This is a genomic window from Streptomyces murinus (genome assembly GCF_002154555.1).
Lineage (GTDB): Bacteria > Actinomycetota > Actinomycetes > Streptomycetales > Streptomycetaceae > Streptomyces > Streptomyces murinus.
In genome coordinates this window covers 1-17,408 of the sequence record NZ_MUNF01000102.1, presented here as the reverse complement: position 1 = coordinate 17,408, position 17,408 = coordinate 1, and the positions used below count along the sequence as shown (strand labels likewise).

Genomic DNA, 17,408 nt, shown 5'->3' with positions numbered 1-17,408 from the left:
CGGCGACGGCCGGGGCGATCTCCGCGACCGGGACCACGGCCTGCGGCGGCACCGTCGGCAGCGGCGCCGTGACCTGCGCCCCCGGCAGCGCGAGCTGGCCGGTGTCGTACGGCTGCTGCCAGGCCGTGGCGAAGTGGTGGACCAGCAGATCGGTGACGGCGGCCGGCTGCTCGACCGGGACCAGGTGGGAGGCGCCGGGCACGACCGCGAGCCGCGCGTCCGGGATGCCCGCGACCAGGGTGCGGGCCTCGGCCGGGCCGGTGACCTGGTCCTCGGAGCCGACCAGGACCAGCGTCGGCGCCGCGACCCGGCCCAGCTCGGCCCGTACGTCGAACGCGGCGAGGGCCTCGCAGGAGGCGATGTAGCAGCCGGGGTCCGTGGTGCGCACCATCTGCACCGCCCACTCGGTGATCGCGGGCTGCGCCGCCGAGAACCCGTCGGTGAACCAGCGGTCCGGCGAGGTGCGGGCGATGGGGTCCAGGCCGTTGGTGCGTACGATCACGCCGCGCTGGCGGAACTCGTCGGCCGTCCCGAACCGGGGCGAGGCCGCGACCAGCGCGAGCGAGGCCAGCCGCTCGGGGTGCCGCAGGGCCAGCTCGATCCCGATCGCGCCGCCCAGCGCGCAGCCCGCGTACCCGAAGCGCTGCACACCGAGCGAGTCCAGGGTCGCGAGCAGCCGGCCGCTCAACTCCCCCACGGACCCGGCCGGATGCGCGGGCGCCCCGCCGTGCCCGGGCAGATCGAACCGGAAGATCCGCCACTGCTTGGCCAGCTCCGGAACCTGCCGGTCCCACATGTGCCAGGTGGTGCCCAGTGAGGGAGCCAGAATCAGTACGGGGGCCTCTTCCGGCCCGTCGAGGCGGTATTGCAGGGTGTTCGGTGGTGTCTCGCTCACGCCCAAGACCCTCTCACGCATCACGAGATCCCACGGTGCCGGGGGAACCCGCGGCGCTCGATCCTCGCCACACGGCGCGGCGGCTCCGGGAAACCGCCCACACATCTCCTCGTGAGGAAGCAAGCTCGGCGTATCGGATGCCAGCGCCCGCCGCATGACGTTCAGCGCCATGTCGTCGAATTCTCCATCGAATCCTTCCACGCGGACGTCATCTGAATCCGGGAACCGCACCCCGTTCTGCTCCTGAAGCACCTCGAACCAGTCCGATCCGACCCGGCCACGGTGGACCGGCTCGACCATGTCGACGCGGCGATCCAGTTCCTCGACGCGCTGGGCATCGAACGGGCCGCGTTCGTGGGGAACTCGATGGGCGGCCAGACCTCGCTGCGGCTGGCCACCGAGCACCCCGAGCGGATCAGCCACCTGGTCACCATGGGACCGCCGGTGGGGCGGATGCCGAGCCGGTTCGGGGCCGGTGACGGGCCGTCCGAGGGGCTGAAGGTCCTCATCGAGGCCTACCGGGACGCGAGCCCGGAGAACATGCGCCGGCTGGTCGAGATCATGTGTTACGACAAGGCGTGCTTCGCCACTCCTGAGCTGTGCGACGCCCGTTCCCAGGCGGCCCTCGCCCGGCCCGAGCACCTGGCCAACTATGTGGCGGGGCTGCCGCAGGGGGCGCCGCTGCCGCGCTGGGTGGACCCGGCGCTGCTGCCCGGCATCACGGTGCCCACCCTGCTGATCCACGGCCGCGACGACCGGGTGGTCTCCTTCGAGAGCTCCCTGTTCCTGCTGGCGAACATCCCCGACTCCCGGCTGGTCCTGCTCAACCGCTGCGGGCACTGGGCGATGATCGAGCACGCCGAGGAGTTCAACCGGCTGGTCATCGACTTCGTCCGGGGGAATCCCGGCGATGAGTGAGACCGGGCAGGCGCCACACGGCGTCGAGGAGGCGGCCGCCCGGCTGCTGGCGGCGGCCGCCGACCGGGTGCCCTGCGCACCGGTACGGGATCTGATCGGCACCGAGGACACCGGGGCCGCGTACGCCGTGCAGCAGCGGGTCACGGCGGCCAGGACGGCCCGCGGCGCACGCGTCGTCGGCCACAAGATCGGGCTGACCTCGCCCGCCGTACAGCGGCAACTGGGCGTGGACCAGCCGGACTTCGGGGTCCTGCTGGACGACATGGGGTACCCGGACGGCGAGCCGGTGCCGTACGCGTCGGTGCTCCAGCCCCGCGTCGAGGCCGAGATCGCGTTCGTGCTGGGCGCGGACCTGGCCGAAGGTCCGCTGGACCTGGCCCGGGTGCGGGCCGCCGTCGACCACGCCGTGCCCGCCCTGGAGATCTGCGGCAGCCGGATCGCGGGCTGGGACATCACCCTGTCCGACACGGTCGCCGACAACGCCTCCGCGGGCGCCTTCGTGCTCGGCCGAGGGGCCCGCACCCTCGCGGAGTTCGAGCCGCGCACGGCCGTGATGGAGATGTCCGTCGACGGCCGGAGCGTGTCCGAGGGCACCGGCGCGGACTGCCTGGGCGATCCGCTCGCCGCGGTCCTCTGGCTGGCCCGCACCGCACGCGAGGTGGGCGATCCGCTGCGGGCCGGGCATGTGGTGCTCTCCGGAGCGCTCGGCCCGATGCGCCCCCTCACCCCGGGCGCGCACGTCACCGCGGTGATCGGCGGTCTGGGCACGGTCACCACCGTCATCGGGGAAGGAACGGCATGACGACGCACACGGCGGGTGCGCCCCGCACCAAGGTCGCCATCATCGGCTCGGGCAACATCGGCACCGACCTCATGATCAAGGTGCTGCGCACCGCCCGGCATCTGGAGATGGGCGCCCTGGTCGGCATCGACCCGGCGTCCGACGGTCTGGCGCGCGCCGGGCGGCTGGGCGTGACCACCACGCACGAGGGCGTGGACGGGCTGATCGCGCTGCCCGGCTTCGAGGAGATCGGCATCGTCTTCGACGCCACCTCGGCGGGGGCCCACCGGGCCAACGCCGCGAAGCTGGCGCCGCTCGGCAAGCGGCTGATCGATCTGACGCCGGCGGCGCTCGGACCGTACGTCGTCCCGGCGGTCAACATGGAGGAGCATCTGGACGCTCCGGACGTCAACATGGTCACCTGCGGCGGCCAGGCCACCATCCCGGTGGTGGCCGCGATCTCCCGGGTGGTCCCGGTCCGCTACGCGGAGATCGTCGCCTCGATCGCCTCCCGGTCGGCCGGTCCCGGTACCCGCGCCAACATCGACGAGTTCACTGAGACCACGTCCCGGGCGCTGGTCGAGGTGGGCGGCGCGGACCGCGGCAAGGCGATCATCGTCCTCAACCCGGCCGAGCCGCCGCTGATCATGCGCGACACCGTGTTCTGCCTGGTCGAGGCGCCCGATCCCGCCGCGCACGCCGCGATCGAGGAGAGCGTCGCCGCGATGGTGGCCGAGGTGGCGGCCTATGTCCCCGGCTACCGGCTCAAGCAGCGGGTGCAGATCGCCCCGGTGCCCGGGGACCAGCCGGTGGAGACCCTGCTGGCCGAGGGCGCGCCTGGCCGGCCGACCCAGCAGGTGTCCGTGTTCCTGGAGGTGGAGGGCGCCGCCCACTACCTCCCGGCCTACGCGGGCAATCTCGACATCATGACCTCGGCCGCCCTGCGGGTGGCCGAGCGGATCGCGGCCCGTGAGGTGACGGTATGAGCGGCATCTACGTCCAGGACGTGACCCTGCGGGACGGCATGCACGCCGTGCGGCACCGGATCGCTCCGGCGGACGTACGGGGGATCGTACGGGCGCTGGACGCCGCCGGTGTCGACGCCATCGAGGTCGCGCACGGCGACGGGCTGGCGGGCGGCTCGCTGAACTACGGCCCCGGCTCGCACACGGACTGGGCCTGGATCGAGGCGGCGGCCTCGGTGCTTGAGCGGGCCCGGCTGACCACCCTGCTGCTGCCCGGCGTCGGCACCATCCACGATCTGCGGACCGCCTACGACCTGGGGGTGCGCTCGGTCCGGGTGGCCACCCACTGCACCGAGGCCGACATCTCCGCGCAGCACATCGCCGCGGCCCGTGAACTGGGCATGGACGTGTCCGGCTTCCTGATGCTCTCCCACCGCGCCGAACCGGCCCGGCTGGCCGAGCAGGCGCGGCTGATGGAGTCGTACGGCGCGCACTGCGTGTACGTCACCGACTCCGGCGGCCGGCTCACCATGAAGGACGTGGCCGAGCGGGTCCGCGCCTACCGGGACGTCCTGGACGACGCCACCGAGATCGGCATCCACGCCCACGAGAACCTCTCGCTGTCGGTGGCCAACAGCGTCGTCGCCGTGGAGAACGGGGTGCGCCGAGTCGACGCCTCACTCGCCGGGCACGGCGCGGGCGCGGGCAACTGCCCGCTGGAGGCGTTCATCGCGGTGGCGAACCTCTCGGGGATCGAGCACGGCTGCGATCTGTTCCGGCTCCAGGACGCCGCCGACGATCTGGTCCGCCCGCTCCAGGACCGTCCGGTCCGCGTGGACCGGGAGACCCTCACCCTGGGCTACGCCGGTGTCTACTCCTCCTTCCTGCGGCACGCGGAGATCGCCTCCGCGCGCTACGGCGTCGACGTCCGCGCCATCCTGCTGGAGTGCGGCCGCCGGGGCCTGGTCGGCGGGCAGGAGGACATGATCGTCGACGTGGCCCTCACCCTGGCGGACCGGCCGGCGACGGCCTGACCGCACGGGAAGCGCCCGATCCGCGGCCCCGGGTGGGCTCCGCCTCCGCCGGCGGCGCGCAGCCGGGGCCGTGCGCTGCCGGAGTCCCGGAGGGGGGCCTGCCCGGGTCTCCCCGCCGGGCGGCATACCCTGATCGGCGGACATGGCCTGCCCGGGAGCGCCCTTCCACTCGTGGGTCCTCGAAGGCCGGACGAGGTGGAGAGCCGTGGCCGTCGAGCGTGACGCGCAGGAAGCGCGGGAGCCGGAGACCGGGCCCGCCGCGGAGGGGCCCCGGAGTTCCATCCCTACCACCGCTCCGCCGCGGGCTGGGGCGCGGCCAAGAGCGTGACCGAGCGCGCGCTGGTGGACGGGCCCCGGGCCATCATGCGGATGAAGCGGACTCCTCCCCCTGCCTACGAGCGCAGCAGTGCAAGTATCCGCAAACCCTCCGGCATCCACTGAGTGCCTACCGCAAGTCCCAGCAAGTACCCGGCGTCACGGTACGCAATCGTTCACCCTCGAAGGGTCAAGACACCCCTGGCCACATGGAGGTACCTGTGGCGCTGCACTTGCTGTGCAAGGACCCGGAGAGCCCAAACAATGGCAGTCCAACGCTCTATTACGACGATGAGACGGACAGCTACTTGCTGCAATCGTGGAAGGTGGACGACCCCGCCCGTCTGTCGTCCATCCTCGTGCCCGACCACGAGACCGTCGTCGAGTTCCCTGCCCGGCTGCTGTCCCTCTTTCCAAGACATGAAGCCATGCCGCACAAAACCGCAAAGAAGGCGGAGAACATAGGCGATTGACCACGGAGCTCCGGGCCAGTTGGGCATTCACGCCGTTAGATGCCGTGAGCCGGAAGGCTGCACACTGTGCGCATGCCTACCTCTTCGAGCATCCGGGAAGCCCGACTCGCCCTGGGGCAGCAGCTACGCGCCCTACGACAGCAGCACGGCCTGACGGCCCGTGAGCTGGCGCGCCGGTGCGGCTGGCACGAATCCAAGTGCAGCCGTATCGAGAACGGGCACAAGGCCGCGTCGCCGAAGGACATCGAGGTCTGGGCACGGGCCTGCGGAGACGGTTCCGCCGCAGCAGAACTCATCGGCATCGCCCGGGGCATCGACGGCATGTACGTCGAGTGGCGGGCCATGGAAAAGGCAGGACTCAAGCGCGCCCAAGAGAGAGTTCTTCCCCTGTGGGACCAGACACGCAGATTCAGGGCGTACGCCCAGAACCTGATCCCTGGTCCACTGCAGACACGTGCCTACACCAAAGCGGTCCTGGCCGGCATCCGGGAGCGCCGCGGCCTTCCTGACGACGTGGAAGCCGCGGTCGTCACCCGCATGGACAAGCAGAGAGTGCTGACCGAGAGGGGCAAACAGTTCGACGTGGTCCTGGAGGAGTCCGTGCTCTACCGGCGGATGGGACCGCAGGAGGTCATGATCGAGCAGCTCAGCAGGCTCCTGGAAGTGAGCGTGCTGACCTCCGTCAGCCTCGGGATCATTCCCCTGAGCGCCGACCGCAGTCTGATGCCGCCGGTCGAGGACTTCTGGGTGTTCGACGACCGCCAGGTCAACGTCGAGCTGGTGTCGGCGTTCCTGACCGTCAAACAGACGGGTGAGGTCAAGCGATACCTGGACGATTTCACGCGACTCGGTCAGCTCGCCCACAGCGGCGGGCCGGCTCTCACCCTCATCGCCGCCGCGATCAACACCTACGCCCGCTCTCCGAATCCCTCGGTAAGGGCGGACCCGACCAGCGAATAACCGAACGGAGAGACAGGGTTGCACCCTCGATGGTCCAGCCGACGCACCGCGCGGCTCACCGCCTTGGACAAGCCCGAACGGTTCTACAGCAGAGAACGCCCCGCGTTCACCGTCATCGCCGCCATGACCCTTGCGGCCCTGTGCACCGTGGGTCTGGCCATGACCGGCGCCTTCACCGCCGGTGACGGTCCAGGGGCAACTTCCTACACGGACACGGTGCCTTGAGCGACGATGACCGAGGGGCCCGTCAACCGCATGGCACCGTCGGCGAGAACGGACACGCGGAGCCGGCCACCGGGCATGTCGACCGTGTAACTGCCGGTCGCGGGGCCGGCGGGCAGAGCAGCCACAGCGGCACAGGCGCCGGTACCGCACGCACGGGTTTCACCGACGCCCCGTTCATGAACGCGTAGGGCGAGGTCGAACGGTGTACGGCGGACGACGAACTCGACGGTGACACCCTCCGGGTACGCGTCCGCCGGGGTGACGACGGGCGGTGAAGCAAGATCACCTGGATCGGCGAGGTCGTCGACGAAGACGACGGCATGCGGATTGCCCATGTCGACGTGCAGGGCGGGCCAGGCGTCGGCGCCCACGGTGACGACGACGTCCGCGAGGCCGGACAGGCGGGGTCTGCCCATGTCGACGGTGACGGGACCGTCGAGACCGGGTTTGTCGTGGGGGACATGGACGGTGCGCGGGCCCGCTCGGGTGGCGAGCGTGAGAGCGCCGGGCGGGCAGTGTCCGGCACTGACGAGGTAGCGGGCCAGGACCCGGATGCCGTTGCCGCACATCTGCCCAGGGGATCCGTCGGCATTGCGGTAGTCCATGAACCACTCGGCTTCCGCGGCCATGCCGCCGGCTTCGAACGTGGCGTCGCAGCGCACGGCGCGCAGGAGGCCGTCGGCGCCGATGCCGGTACGGCGGTCGCACAGCCCCGCAACCTCGGCGGCGGACAGCCGAATTCGGCCCTCGGGGTCGGGCAGCACGAGGAAGTCATTGCCGGCGCCGTGCCCCTTGACGAAGGGATACGTGGCCGGTCCGGCGGCAGCGGCGTTCATGAGGGCTTGCCTTCTCCTGCCGTGAAACTCAACCAGGCGATTTGGCCGGTGGCGGTATCGGTGAGCCCGAAAGCGGTGCCCAACTCCAGGACGGCGAGGAGCTGATCCCACCGTTCGAGCAGGCTCTCGGTGACGTCGGTCTCGATACGGACGGCACCTGGTTCGCGAACGAGACGCGGCTGGGTGCCGGTGAGGGCGGTGAGCCGAGCGATGGCGTCGTCGATCGCGGCCTTTGGGCGGGGGTGGTCCACAGTGGCTCGCAATCGCATCGACCTGAGATCACAAAGAGTACTTCTAGTTAACTAGATTTCAGCTCGTGAACTAGATTGTCAACACGTACCGGTCGGCAATGTGCCCGAGGAGATCGATGGCTGACTCCACCTCAGCAGGCGCGCCTTACTTGCGGGTTGCGGAGGGCCTTCGGTCGCGCATCGCCAACTCCTGCTGGGATCCGGGCGACCGGCTTCCCTCCCGGGGCAAACTCGGTGCGGAATTCGGGGTCGGGGAGAACGTCATCCGCCGCGCGCAGGAATTGCTGATCGCCGAAGGTCTTCTGGAAGGCCGGGCGGGCTCCGGTACCTACGTCCGGGCACCTGTTCCGCGGCACATTCTCCGTCGTACCCCGGCCGTATCGGATCAGCCGGGTATCGCCCCGTCCGGGTTCACCGGCACATGGGAGGCGGATTCCACCGCCAAGGTCCCCGCCCCCTCGGACATCGCGGACCGGCTGAACATTCGAACCGGCGATCCCTGCGTGCGCACCTTCTACGAGTTCCTCGCCGACCGGCAGCCCGTGATGCTGGCGACCAGCTGGGAGCCCATGGCGATCACCGGTGGCACCGTGGTGGTACTGCCCGAGGGCGGTCCACTGGCCGGCGCCGGAGTGATCGCCCGTATGGCACACCTGGGAATCATGGTCGTACGAGCCGTCGAGCGGCCCTGCCCCGTACAGGCCGACCGCGACCAGGCACATCTGCTGGGCATCTCGGCCGGGGCACAGGCCACGCTGATCGAGCGCACCCACTTCGCCGTGGACGGCCGGGCGGTGGAGACCGCGGACTTCTTCGTTCCGGCGAGTCGCTGGGCCATCGAGTACGACATCGCCCTGCCCTCGCCACTCATCTGACAGCACCTGGCCATATGTCTGCCGGGAATACTCGTGTCCGGCCTTTTGGCCGCCGAAGGGGGAAGACTTCATGCCGGAGCAGCAGCGCGACCCGTTGACCCGGGTCACCGATGCGCTCGGCTCACCCGTACTGGGCGCGGTGATCGGCATCGCCGGGCTCGTCACGCCGGTGATCGGTTGGGCCGTCGAGCGGGTCGACCTCAAAGCGCTCGTCGTGGTCCAGGGCGCCCTCATCGTGATCCTGGCCATCGGTCATCTGTGGACGCACAGGGCCTATATCCGACTGCGCAGAACCAACAACCTCAAGTCCATTGACGACGCACGGTATTACGACCTCGTCCGCACCCATCTCGAACGGGAACTCGTCTCCGACTACGGCGAGATCGCCGACGGCCACCTCCGCGTCTACGCCTCCGAGGTCCCTCGGCTGTCGGCACTGCTGATCGACACTCTCACCGACGCGGCCTCCGATCCCCCACGCATCCTCGCCGCGGACCTGACCACCAACCCCCAACTGCTCAACCAGCGCCGCGAATACCTCGCCGCCAACCGCCGCTTCCTCCAGGGCCACGGCACCATCAACCGTCTCTTCATCGTCTACCGCGACAACCTGCTCAAGGAAGAGTTCGCCCGGGCCCTGCTGGAACTCATCGGCCGGCACCGCGACATCGGCGTCATCTGCGGCCTCGCCGTACGCGACCGGCTGCGCGCCGACGAAGCCGTCGACTATGTCGTCTTCGCCGCCGCCGCTGTCCTGGTCGAGGAGGAACAGGGAGACGCCGACTACACCCGCGGTCGCAGTTCGGTGTACTTCAAGGGGGTCGATCGCTGGCGTCTCCGTTTCGAAGGCGTCTGGGGCAACGGCGCCGATTCCGCTCCGCATGCCCTGCGGACCTATGAAGCCGTCACGCGCTCCATGCTCGACGCCGGCACCTGGGACGAGCAGCGGATCAGCGCGACCGTCGACGCCCTGTAGAGCGAATCGATCGTCTGCCGCGTACGGCCTCCGTCCCAAGGGCGGAGGCCGTTTCACTTGCCCATTCACCAAACTAGTCCACTAGATGTACTGTGCGTGACGACCTCGCGGGTGATCCACCCGTCTCCGCCCGTCCGTACCAGGAACATCATGTCGATCGCCTTAGCGCTCATCGTCGTCGGCGTCGCCCTGCGCCAGATCGACCGACTGCACTTCGCGCGGCAGCGGCCTCGCTCCACCGGGGCCCGGGAGCTCATAGCCCTCCAGCGGCGGCGTGCCAACGACCTCACGCCGTCCCTGCTGCTGACAGGGCAGTGGGTGCAGATCACTGGATGGTGGATGCTCGCCGCGCACGGCCCGCTCCTCGCCACCGCGGCGGCGGTCGCGGTCGCGGTCCACTTCCGGCACCTGCAGGAGATCAGTCATTTCGCCGTCCACGGCGTCCTGGCCCGCACCAACCGCGCCAACCATCTGCTCGGCGAGGCATTCGTCCATCACCCCCTCGCGCTCGGCCCTCTGCTGGCGCGCCGGCGCCGGCACGTCCGCGACCACCACCCCAACGCCACCCTGGCAGTCGACCCCAATCTCGCCGAACTCCGCCAGGCGGGATTGCGCCCCGGCATCACCAGCCCCAGGTACGCGGCCGCTCTGATTCATCCGCTCATGCCACGCGGCATCCGTGTCACCGCCGCCGGCCTCGCCGCGCACCTCCGGGGTCCTGGCGCCTGGCACCGCGTCTGCGCCCCGGCCGCCGTCGCCGCGGCCGCGTACCTGGCCGGCGGGTGGACCGCTCTGGTGTGCGGGGTCATGCTGCCGCGGATGCTGCTCTATCCGCAGCTCGCCTGGATGTCTCTGCTGGTGGAGCACACCTGGTTCGATCCCGAGCACCGCATCGGCACCCCCGCTCAGATCGAAGCGGGACGCTGTCTGCGCCTCTACCCGCGCAGCCGGATCCTTACCGCCCTCGCCGCCGTCACCTGGCTCCCTTACGGCGACCTCCACCACTACGCGCACTCCGCCCACCCCTCGGTACGGTGGAACTACCTCCCGGCGCTCGAAAACCACCTTCCGGCCCCGCACTTCAGCCCTGACGGACTCCTGCTCGGCACGACCACCGTCGCCCGCCGCCATCGCCGCGCGCTCGCCCCGGCACCGGCAAAGCTGCCGACGACCGTCTGATCCGACACCGCGCGCCGACACGACAGACCTCACGACGGTTTGACACTGTCTCAAGCGGTGACTACTTTCCCTAATCAATTAGGGAAAGGGTTACCTGATGAAGTACCAGCTGCGCAGATCCAGCGGCACCCCCGCCTATCAGCAGATCATCGAGCAGACCGAACAGGCCCTGCGGCTGGGCATCCTGAAGCCCGGTGACAAGCTGCCCACCGCCCGTGAGGTGGTGGAGAGCGCCGTGGTCAACGGCAACACCGTGCTGAGGGCGTATCAGGAGCTCCAGCGGCGGGGCCTGGTGGAGTCCAGGACGGGGCTTGGCACGTTCGTGGTGGGCACGCTCGGCAGCGCCGACCGGGTCGACGGCTCCGGGCTGCGGCAGGAGCTGGAGCAGTGGATGACCCGCGCCCGGGAGCACGGCCTGGAGCGGGAGGACGTCATGGCCCTGGTCGTCTCCGTCGGCGACGCCTGCTTCGCGGAGCGGGCGCCCGAGGGGCGGGCACGGTGACGGCGCACGCTCCGACGGCCGTCCAGGCGGAGGGGATCGGGCTGCGCGCCGGGCGCGCAGGGCGGCGCCGGGACCTGCTCGCCGACTGCGCCTTCCGGGTCCCGCGCGGCGCGGTGTGCGGCATCGTCGGGCCGAACGGCGCGGGCAAGAGCCTGCTGCTGTCGGCCGCGGCCGGGCTCGTCCGCCCGGACTCCGGCCGGCTCACCGTGCTCGGACAGCCCGCCGGCGCGGACGCGTTGCTCGCCGAGGTCGCGTACGTCGACCAGCACCGCCCCCTGTACCCGCGGATGCGGGCCGCCGAGCTGCTGGCCATGGGCCGCGACCTCAATCCCCGCTGGGACCACGAACGCGCTGCGGAACTGCTGGAGTTGGGCCGGATCCCGCTCGACAGCAGGGCCGGGTCCCTCTCCGGCGGCCAGCGCTCCCTGCTGGCCCTGGCCCTCGCGCGCGGCAAGCGGCCCCGGCTACTGCTGCTCGACGAGCCGCTGAGCGATCTCGACCCGCTCGTGCGCCGGGCCGCCCTCGGCCTGCTGCTCGGCGATGTCGCGGAAGGGCAGGGCACGGTCCTGCTCTCCTCCCATGTGCTGGGCGACCTCGAAGAGGCCATCGACCATCTGCTGCTGATCGACGGCGGCCGGATCCGGCTGGCCGGCGAGCTGTCCGAACTGCTCGCCGCGCACCGGCTGCTCGACCGGCTCGGCCTGCTGGAGTGCCAGGCGGGTCTTGCACCATGGCGGGTGCACCCGGTGGACCCGGTGGACGTCGAGCCGCGCCATCTCACGCTGGTCCGCGTGGACCAGGAGACGCAGACCCGGGCGGCCGACGCCGAACTCCCCAGTCTGGAAGAGCTGGTGGTCTCCTATCTGCGCTCCCCCTCCGTGGCGGGCTGGCTGGCCCCCGGCATGCGGCCGGGCCGGTACGGCGACGCGGACCGGAACGGCACCGGGACGGTGGCGGCATGACCGTGTCGTCGCCCCTGCGGGTCGTACCGGTCCGGCTGAACCGGCCGGCCCTGCACCCGAGGCCCGTGCGGTACCGGGCCCTGGTCCGGCTGAGTCTGCGGCGCCATCGCGGCACCCTCGCGGCCATGGCCGTGGCCTCGGCGCTGCTGACAGCGTGGGTGCTGCGCACGGCGCACGACGTGGTGCGGGTCCGGGCCGAGCGCGCCGCGGCCTCGTGCGCCGAACTCCCCTATCTCGACCGGTGCGACGCCACGGTCCGCGATGTCTCCGACGCGCTCCAGGCCGTCCAGCACGCGCAGTTCGCCCTGGTGGCCGTGCCCGCGCTGGTGGCGGCGCTGCTCGGCGCGCCGCTGCTGGCGCAGGAGTACGAGCGCCGTACGCACCGGCTCCTGTGGACACAGTCGGTGCCCCGGCAGCGCTGGCTCACCGGTCAACTCCTCGTGCTGGGCGGCGCGTCCGTCGCGGTCGGCATCGTGGCCGCCCTGCTCGGCGGCCGGCTCCGGGCGGTCACCGCGCCGACGCTCACCCACGACTCCTCCGCGTTCTCGGCGCTGCCGTACAACTCCTTCGGACCCGTCCTCGTGACGGCGACCGTACTGGCCTTCGCGATCGGGGTGCTGGCCGGGGAGCTGACCCGGCGCACGGTCTTGGCCATGGTCTGCGCCCTCGCCGGGTACACGGCCGTGCTGACCCTGCTGACCTGGCTGCGCCGCTTCCTCCAGCCGACCCTCACCCGGTTCCCGCCGCACGGCTACGACCTGGCTCCGGACGACTGGCTGCTGCGGGACGGGGTGGTCACCCCCGACGGCCGATGGCTGTCGTACGCGCAGTGCGGGCCCACCGGCTGTCCCGACGGCTCGCGGGTCTTCGACGTCTACCACAGCGCGAGCCAGCTGTGGCCCATGCAGTGGACCCAGGCGGCGCTGACGGTGCCGCTGATCGCCCTGGCCCTCCTCGCGGTCCACCGGTCCGTCCGCCGCCGCCTGCCGTGATCCGGCGGCCGCCCTCCCCGCGCCGCAGCCCATCCGACGAAGGACACCTTCACCATGTCCGTTTCCGCTGACCCGGCCCCGCCGACGGCCGCACCCATGACGAGCAGGGCGGGCGGCGGGCGGCTCGCCGCCGTGGACGCGCTGCGCCTGCTCGCGGCGGCCGGGGTGGCCGCCTACCACTACCTCGGCACCCCCACCCCGCACTTCTGGGGCACGTACGACCTGACCCGCACCGCCCCCGTGCTGCACGCGCTGAGCCGCTACGGCTGGCTCGGAGTGGAGGCGTTCTTCCTGATCAGCGGGTTCGCCATCTGTATGAGCTGCTGGGGGCGCACCCCGGCGCAGTTCGCGGTCTCGCGGATCGCCCGGCTCTTCCCGCTCTACTGGACGGTCGTCGTCGTCATCGTCGTCGTCGCCTGGATCGCCCGGCTCGCCGGACAGCGGCCCGGGGCGCCCGTCGATCTGCGCACCACCCTCGGCAATCTGACCATGCTGCCGGGGCCGCTCGGGCTGCGGACCACCGACGGGGTCGCCTGGACGCTGTGGGTGGAGGCCCGGTTCTATCTGCTGATGGCCGTGCTGCTGCTGATCGGCCTCACCTACCGCCGGACGATCGCGTTCTGCCTGTTCTGGCTGACGCTTGCCGCCATCGGCCGGGAGCTGCACTCCAGTGTGCTGGACGAGTTCCTGCTCACCCAGTACGCCGGGCTGTTCGTCGCGGGCATGGCGCTCTATCTGATGCACCGCTTCGGACCGAATCTGCTGCTGTGGCTGCTCACCGGCTTCGCCTGGTGCTACACCCTGACCCTGCTGGGCGACCGGGTCGCCGAGCACGCGGCCCCCGCGGCCCGGGGCGGGACACCGGGCTGGGGGATCTGCGCCGCCATCCTCACGGTGTTCCTGATCCTGCTCGCGCTGTCCGGGCCAGGACCCCTCGGCCGGCTGCGCTGGCGCGTCCTGGTCTACGCGGGCGCCCTGACCTACCCGTTCTACCTGGTCCACCAGAGCCTGGGCATACCCGTCGTCCGCGGGCTGCTCAAGGCGGTGCCCGCGCTCGGCCTGGTCCCGGCGATCGCCCTCGGGCTGTGCTTCTCGCTCGCCCTGTCGGCCGCGCTCAACCATCTGGTGGACCGCAGAGCCGGGGCGTGGCTGCGCCACCGGCTCACCTCCGACATCGGGGTGCCGGGCGATCCGGTGGGGCGCCGGACTCCCCCACCGGATCCGCCGGTACGTCAGCCGTCCAGCCGTACCGGAACCGTCTGCCAGCCGTAGGCGATGAAGGACGGGACCTGCTGGAGATCACCGGCCTCGAAGGCGGGGGCCAAGTGGGGGAAGCGATCGAAGAGGGCGGACAGGGCGGTGCGGGCCTCCATCCGGGCCAGCGGGGCGCCGATGCAGCGGTGCACGCCGATGCCGAAGGAGAGGTGGTCGTCGGCGGCGCGCGCGGCGTCGAAGGCCTCGGCGGTCTCCCCGTAGTGCGCCGGGTCCGAGCCGGCCGCCCCGTAGGTGGTGAGGATCGCGTCGCCCGCGGGGATGGTGACGCCGTCCACGGTGACGTCCGAGACCGCGAACCGCAGCGGCAGCGAGGCGATGGAGGGCCGTACCCGCAGCACCTCGTCGATGACCTGGTCCCAGTCGAGCTTCCCGGAGCGGACCTCGGCGAGCTGCTCGGGGTGGGTCAGCAGCTCGACCACCGCGTTGGCGATCAGGTTCACCGTGGTCTCGAAGCCGGCGCCGATCACCAGCAGGAGGGTGAACAGCAGCTCCTCGGCGCTGAGCCGGTCGCCCTCCTCGTCGCGGACCCGGATCAGCTCGGTGGTCAGGTCGTCGCCCGGGTTCTCGGCGCGGTAGGCGATCTGCGCGGGGATCACCGTGCCGATCTGCCGCTGCACGAACTCCGCGTGCTCGGGGCTCGGGTCGGTGGTGTCCATGATCGCCGCGATCAGCTCGGCGACGCTCGGCCGGAGGTGGTCGGGCACCCCGAACAGCTCGCAGATGATCAGCATCGGCAGCGGCTGCGCGAACGCCTCCTTGAGGTCGACGACGGCGCCGTCCGCCCCCGACCGCGCCATCGTGTCGAGGAGTTCGGTGGCGACGGCGTCGACCCGGTCGCGCAGCGCCTCGGTGCGCCGGGCGGTGAAGCTGGGCGCGACCAGACGGCGCAGCCGGGTGTGGTCGGCGCCGTAGGTGGAGAGCATGTTGACCACACCGATCCAGCCCAGTACCCAGCCCCACTCCGGGTGTTCGCCGACCTCGGGCCACAACCGCCAGTGCTTGCGGGGGTCCTTGCTGATCTGCGGGTCCAGGATCAGGGCGCGCAGGGCGTCGTACCCGGTGGGCGCCCAGGCCGGGATGCCGCCGGGGAGTTCCACGGGGACGACCGGTCCCAGGGCGCGCAGCCGCGCGCTCTCCGCCACGATGTCGGACCCGAACGGGTCGATGGGCACGCGGGTGGGCGTAGTGGTCATGCTCGGGCTCCAGTCTGGGAGGACGCGGAAGGGGCCGTCAGGCCGGCGGGCCGGTCGGGGGTGCAGGGGGTGAACCGGACCGGCAGCGAGACGAGCGAGCGGTGGAAGGGGCCCGGGCGCCAGGTGAGCCGGTCACGGGGCACAGTGGGCTCCATGTCGGGCAGCCACTGGGTGAGCCGCTCGATGGCCTCCGTGGCGATCAGCAGCCCCTCGTGCTTGACCGGGCAGGTGTGCGGGCCCGCGCCGAACGACAGATGGGAGGCGTCCCGCGGATCGTGCGTCCCGCCCTGCCCCTCGTCCGCGAACAGCGCGAGCGCGCCGTACGACACCACGACGGGCACCGCGGCCCGCACCCACGCGCCGTGGAAGCTGAGCGACTTACGGGCGTACAGCACCCCGTAGTTGGTCAGCGGGGTCTCGTGCCGGAGCACCTCCAGGACCGCGTCGCGCACGGTGCGGGAGCCGCTGGTGAGGGTGGAGTAGTACGCCGGGTTGCCGAGGATGCGGGAGAGCGCGTTGCTCACCAGGTTGGTGGACGGCTCGTGGCCCGCGCCGAGGGTGAGGAAGACCTGCCAGGTGACCTCCTCGGTGGTCAGGCCCAGCGGGTGGTCGAGCAGCCGGCTGGTGAGGTCGTCGCCGCGCCGCGCCGTCTTGGCGCCGATCAGGTCCATGACGTACCTGCCGTACTCGGCCTCGCCCTGGACGGACGCCTCGCCGCCCTCCATCATCGCGCCGAGCGCGTCGTTGAGGCGGTCGGCCTCGCCCTCGGGGAAGCCGAAGAGGCTGTTGAAGACGAGGGTCATCAGCGGGCGGGCGAAGTCGTTCACCAGGTCCGCCTCGCCGCGCGGGCCGAACCGGGAGACCAGGATGTGCACGGCGCGCAGCACCCGTTCGCGCAGATCGTGCGGCTCGACCAGGTCGAAGGCCTGGAGCAGGGCGGTGCGGTAGCGGATGTGCTCGGCGCCGTCGGAGAAGAGGGTGTTGGGCCGCCAGCGCATCATGCCGAGGATCGGCAGGTCCTCGGGGACCGTCGCCTGCCAGGGGCGCGGGTCGCGGGACCAGGTCGCGTCGTCGTGCAGCATGTCGAGCGCGGCGCGGCGGTCGGTGACCACGTACGCCGGTACGCCCGGGGCGAGTTCGGCCCAGCCGACCGGGCCCTGGGCGCGCAGCGCCTCGTAGTAGCGGCGCGGGTCGACGGCGAACCCGTCCTCCCACAGCCGCACGGGGGTGGAGCGGTCGAAGGACTCCGCGGGGGCGGGGTACGGCGTCATGAGCGCACCTCCCCGGCCACCGCGCGGGCGTTGAGGTCGATCAGGTGCTCCACGAGGGCGAGCAGGGCGTCGACGGAGGAGTTGCGGTCCCGGGCGTCGCACTCCACCAGCGGGGTGTCCGGAGCCAGGTCCAGGGACTCCCGCAACTGCTCCTCGGGGTAACGGCGGGAGTCCGGGAAGGTGTTGACGGCGACGGCGTACGTCAGCCCCGACTCCTCGACCAGGCCGAGCACGTCGAAGGAGGCGTCCAGGCGGCGGCTGTCGACGAGGACGAGCGCGCCGAGCGCCCCGTAGGCGATGTCCGCCCACAGCGCCCGGAAGCGCTCCTGTCCGGGAGTGCCGAACAGGTAGAGGACGGTCTCCCCGCCGAGGGTGATGCGGCCGAAGTCGATGGCGACGGTGGTGGTCTTCTTGTCCCGCACCCCGTCGAGGTCGTCGACGGCGGTGGACGCCTGGGTGAGGTGTTCCTCGGTGTGCAGGGGGCGGATCTCGGACACCGAGTCGATCAGGGTGGTCTTGCCGACGCCGAA

Annotated in this window: 19 protein-coding genes; 13 read left to right on the top strand and 6 right to left on the bottom strand. The window is 71.4% G+C overall.

Annotated elements, in window-relative coordinates; translation table 11 throughout:
• On the bottom strand, positions 1-895 hold an 895-nt coding region (locus tag CCN72_RS08370; RefSeq protein ID WP_086806956.1), incomplete at its 3' end, for an alpha/beta fold hydrolase.
• A 282-nt stretch (positions 896-1,177) separates the two neighbouring features.
• Here CCN72_RS08370 and CCN72_RS08365 point away from each other — a divergent pair.
• The 6 genes from CCN72_RS08365 (at position 1,178) to CCN72_RS08340 (ending at position 6,341) form a co-directional block, all read left to right on the top strand.
• Entirely contained in the window at positions 1,178-1,813 is a 636-nt protein-coding gene (locus CCN72_RS08365) for an alpha/beta fold hydrolase (RefSeq protein ID WP_244174156.1), read from the top strand.
• On the top strand, positions 1,806-2,615 hold the full coding sequence (locus CCN72_RS08360; protein ID WP_086806951.1) for a 2-keto-4-pentenoate hydratase: 810 nt from the start codon (positions 1,806-1,808) through the stop codon (positions 2,613-2,615). The genes CCN72_RS08365 and CCN72_RS08360 overlap by 8 nt, the downstream gene beginning before the upstream one ends.
• Positions 2,612-3,580: an acetaldehyde dehydrogenase (acetylating) gene (locus tag CCN72_RS08355; RefSeq protein ID WP_086806950.1), complete on the top strand. Its 969-nt coding sequence runs from the start codon at positions 2,612-2,614 to the stop codon at positions 3,578-3,580. The genes CCN72_RS08360 and CCN72_RS08355 overlap by 4 nt, the downstream gene beginning before the upstream one ends.
• Positions 3,577-4,593: a 4-hydroxy-2-oxovalerate aldolase gene (gene dmpG / locus CCN72_RS08350; protein WP_086806949.1), complete on the top strand. Its 1,017-nt coding sequence runs from the start codon at positions 3,577-3,579 to the stop codon at positions 4,591-4,593. The genes CCN72_RS08355 and dmpG overlap by 4 nt, the downstream gene beginning before the upstream one ends.
• Positions 4,594-5,129: 536 nt before the next feature.
• Positions 5,130-5,381 (top strand): hypothetical protein, encoded by a 252-nt coding sequence (locus tag CCN72_RS08345; RefSeq protein WP_086806948.1) that lies wholly within the window; start codon positions 5,130-5,132, stop codon positions 5,379-5,381.
• Positions 5,382-5,453: 72 nt separating this feature from the next.
• Positions 5,454-6,341 (top strand): helix-turn-helix domain-containing protein, encoded by an 888-nt coding sequence (locus CCN72_RS08340; protein WP_086806955.1) that lies wholly within the window; start codon positions 5,454-5,456, stop codon positions 6,339-6,341.
• A gap of 203 nt (positions 6,342-6,544) precedes the next feature.
• On the opposite strand, the gene dapF is transcribed toward CCN72_RS08340, so the two are convergent.
• Both dapF and CCN72_RS08330 read right to left on the bottom strand, forming a co-directional pair.
• Positions 6,545-7,402 carry a diaminopimelate epimerase gene (dapF, locus tag CCN72_RS08335; protein WP_086806947.1) on the bottom strand — a complete coding sequence of 286 codons (858 nt, stop codon included), beginning with the start codon at positions 7,400-7,402 and terminating at the stop codon, positions 6,545-6,547.
• A complete protein-coding gene (locus tag CCN72_RS08330; RefSeq protein WP_202442927.1) occupies positions 7,399-7,653 on the bottom strand; it encodes a hypothetical protein in 255 nt (84 codons plus the stop codon). The genes dapF and CCN72_RS08330 overlap by 4 nt, the downstream gene beginning before the upstream one ends.
• A 116-nt stretch (positions 7,654-7,769) precedes the next feature.
• On the opposite strand from CCN72_RS08330, the gene CCN72_RS08325 reads away from it, so the two are divergent.
• The 7 genes from CCN72_RS08325 to CCN72_RS08295 all read left to right on the top strand — a co-directional run bounded on the left by CCN72_RS08325 (position 7,770) and on the right by CCN72_RS08295 (position 14,411).
• A complete protein-coding gene (locus tag CCN72_RS08325; RefSeq protein ID WP_086806946.1) occupies positions 7,770-8,528 on the top strand; it encodes a GntR family transcriptional regulator in 759 nt (252 codons plus the stop codon).
• A 70-nt stretch (positions 8,529-8,598) separates the two neighbouring features.
• Positions 8,599-9,504, top strand: a complete 906-nt coding sequence (locus CCN72_RS08320) for a hypothetical protein (protein WP_086806945.1) — start codon at positions 8,599-8,601, stop codon at positions 9,502-9,504.
• Between the two features lie 150 nt (positions 9,505-9,654).
• Complete coding sequence (locus tag CCN72_RS08315; RefSeq protein WP_086806944.1) at positions 9,655-10,683, top strand: dihydrouridine synthase; 1,029 nt, start codon at positions 9,655-9,657, stop codon at positions 10,681-10,683.
• A gap of 97 nt (positions 10,684-10,780) precedes the next feature.
• Entirely contained in the window at positions 10,781-11,185 is a 405-nt protein-coding gene (locus CCN72_RS08310) for a GntR family transcriptional regulator (protein ID WP_197697413.1), read from the top strand.
• Positions 11,182-12,147: an ATP-binding cassette domain-containing protein gene (locus CCN72_RS08305; protein ID WP_244174155.1), complete on the top strand. Its 966-nt coding sequence runs from the start codon at positions 11,182-11,184 to the stop codon at positions 12,145-12,147. The genes CCN72_RS08310 and CCN72_RS08305 overlap by 4 nt, the downstream gene beginning before the upstream one ends.
• Entirely contained in the window at positions 12,144-13,139 is a 996-nt protein-coding gene (locus tag CCN72_RS08300; protein WP_086806943.1) for an ABC transporter permease subunit, read from the top strand. The genes CCN72_RS08305 and CCN72_RS08300 overlap by 4 nt, the downstream gene beginning before the upstream one ends.
• 54 nt (positions 13,140-13,193) lie before the next feature.
• Positions 13,194-14,411, top strand: coding sequence for an acyltransferase family protein (locus tag CCN72_RS08295; protein WP_086806942.1), 1,218 nt, complete (start codon positions 13,194-13,196; stop codon positions 14,409-14,411).
• Here the strand turns inward: CCN72_RS08295 and CCN72_RS08290 are convergent.
• The 3 genes from CCN72_RS08290 to CCN72_RS08280 form a co-directional block, all read right to left on the bottom strand.
• Entirely contained in the window at positions 14,372-15,607 is a 1,236-nt protein-coding gene (locus tag CCN72_RS08290; RefSeq protein WP_086806941.1) for a cytochrome P450 family protein, read from the bottom strand. The two genes, CCN72_RS08295 and CCN72_RS08290, sit on opposite strands and share 40 nt — an antisense overlap.
• On the bottom strand, positions 15,604-16,878 hold the full coding sequence (locus tag CCN72_RS08285) for a cytochrome P450 family protein (RefSeq protein WP_086806940.1): 1,275 nt from the start codon (positions 16,876-16,878) through the stop codon (positions 15,604-15,606). Before CCN72_RS08285 ends, CCN72_RS08290 begins: the two co-directional genes overlap by 4 nt.
• On the bottom strand, positions 16,875-17,408 hold a 534-nt coding region (locus CCN72_RS08280), incomplete at its 5' end, for a GTP-binding protein (RefSeq protein ID WP_107430078.1). The genes CCN72_RS08280 and CCN72_RS08285, both read right to left, overlap by 4 nt.

Coding starts and splice junctions, on each gene's coding strand:
- CCN72_RS08360 (WP_086806951.1), top strand. CDS start 1,806: ATGAGTGAGACCGGGCAGGCGCCACACGGCGTCGAGGAGGCGGCCGCC.
- CCN72_RS08355 (WP_086806950.1), top strand. CDS start 2,612: ATGACGACGCACACGGCGGGTGCGCCCCGCACCAAGGTCGCCATCATC.
- dmpG (WP_086806949.1), top strand. CDS start 3,577: ATGAGCGGCATCTACGTCCAGGACGTGACCCTGCGGGACGGCATGCAC.
- CCN72_RS08340 (WP_086806955.1), top strand. CDS start 5,454: ATGCCTACCTCTTCGAGCATCCGGGAAGCCCGACTCGCCCTGGGGCAG.
- dapF (WP_086806947.1), bottom strand. CDS start 7,402: ATGAACGCCGCTGCCGCCGGACCGGCCACGTATCCCTTCGTCAAGGGG.
- CCN72_RS08325 (WP_086806946.1), top strand. CDS start 7,770: ATGGCTGACTCCACCTCAGCAGGCGCGCCTTACTTGCGGGTTGCGGAG.
- CCN72_RS08320 (WP_086806945.1), top strand. CDS start 8,599: ATGCCGGAGCAGCAGCGCGACCCGTTGACCCGGGTCACCGATGCGCTC.
- CCN72_RS08315 (WP_086806944.1), top strand. CDS start 9,655: ATGTCGATCGCCTTAGCGCTCATCGTCGTCGGCGTCGCCCTGCGCCAG.
- CCN72_RS08310 (WP_197697413.1), top strand. CDS start 10,781: ATGAAGTACCAGCTGCGCAGATCCAGCGGCACCCCCGCCTATCAGCAG.
- CCN72_RS08300 (WP_086806943.1), top strand. CDS start 12,144: ATGACCGTGTCGTCGCCCCTGCGGGTCGTACCGGTCCGGCTGAACCGG.
- CCN72_RS08295 (WP_086806942.1), top strand. CDS start 13,194: ATGTCCGTTTCCGCTGACCCGGCCCCGCCGACGGCCGCACCCATGACG.
- CCN72_RS08290 (WP_086806941.1), bottom strand. CDS start 15,607: ATGACCACTACGCCCACCCGCGTGCCCATCGACCCGTTCGGGTCCGAC.
- CCN72_RS08285 (WP_086806940.1), bottom strand. CDS start 16,878: ATGACGCCGTACCCCGCCCCCGCGGAGTCCTTCGACCGCTCCACCCCC.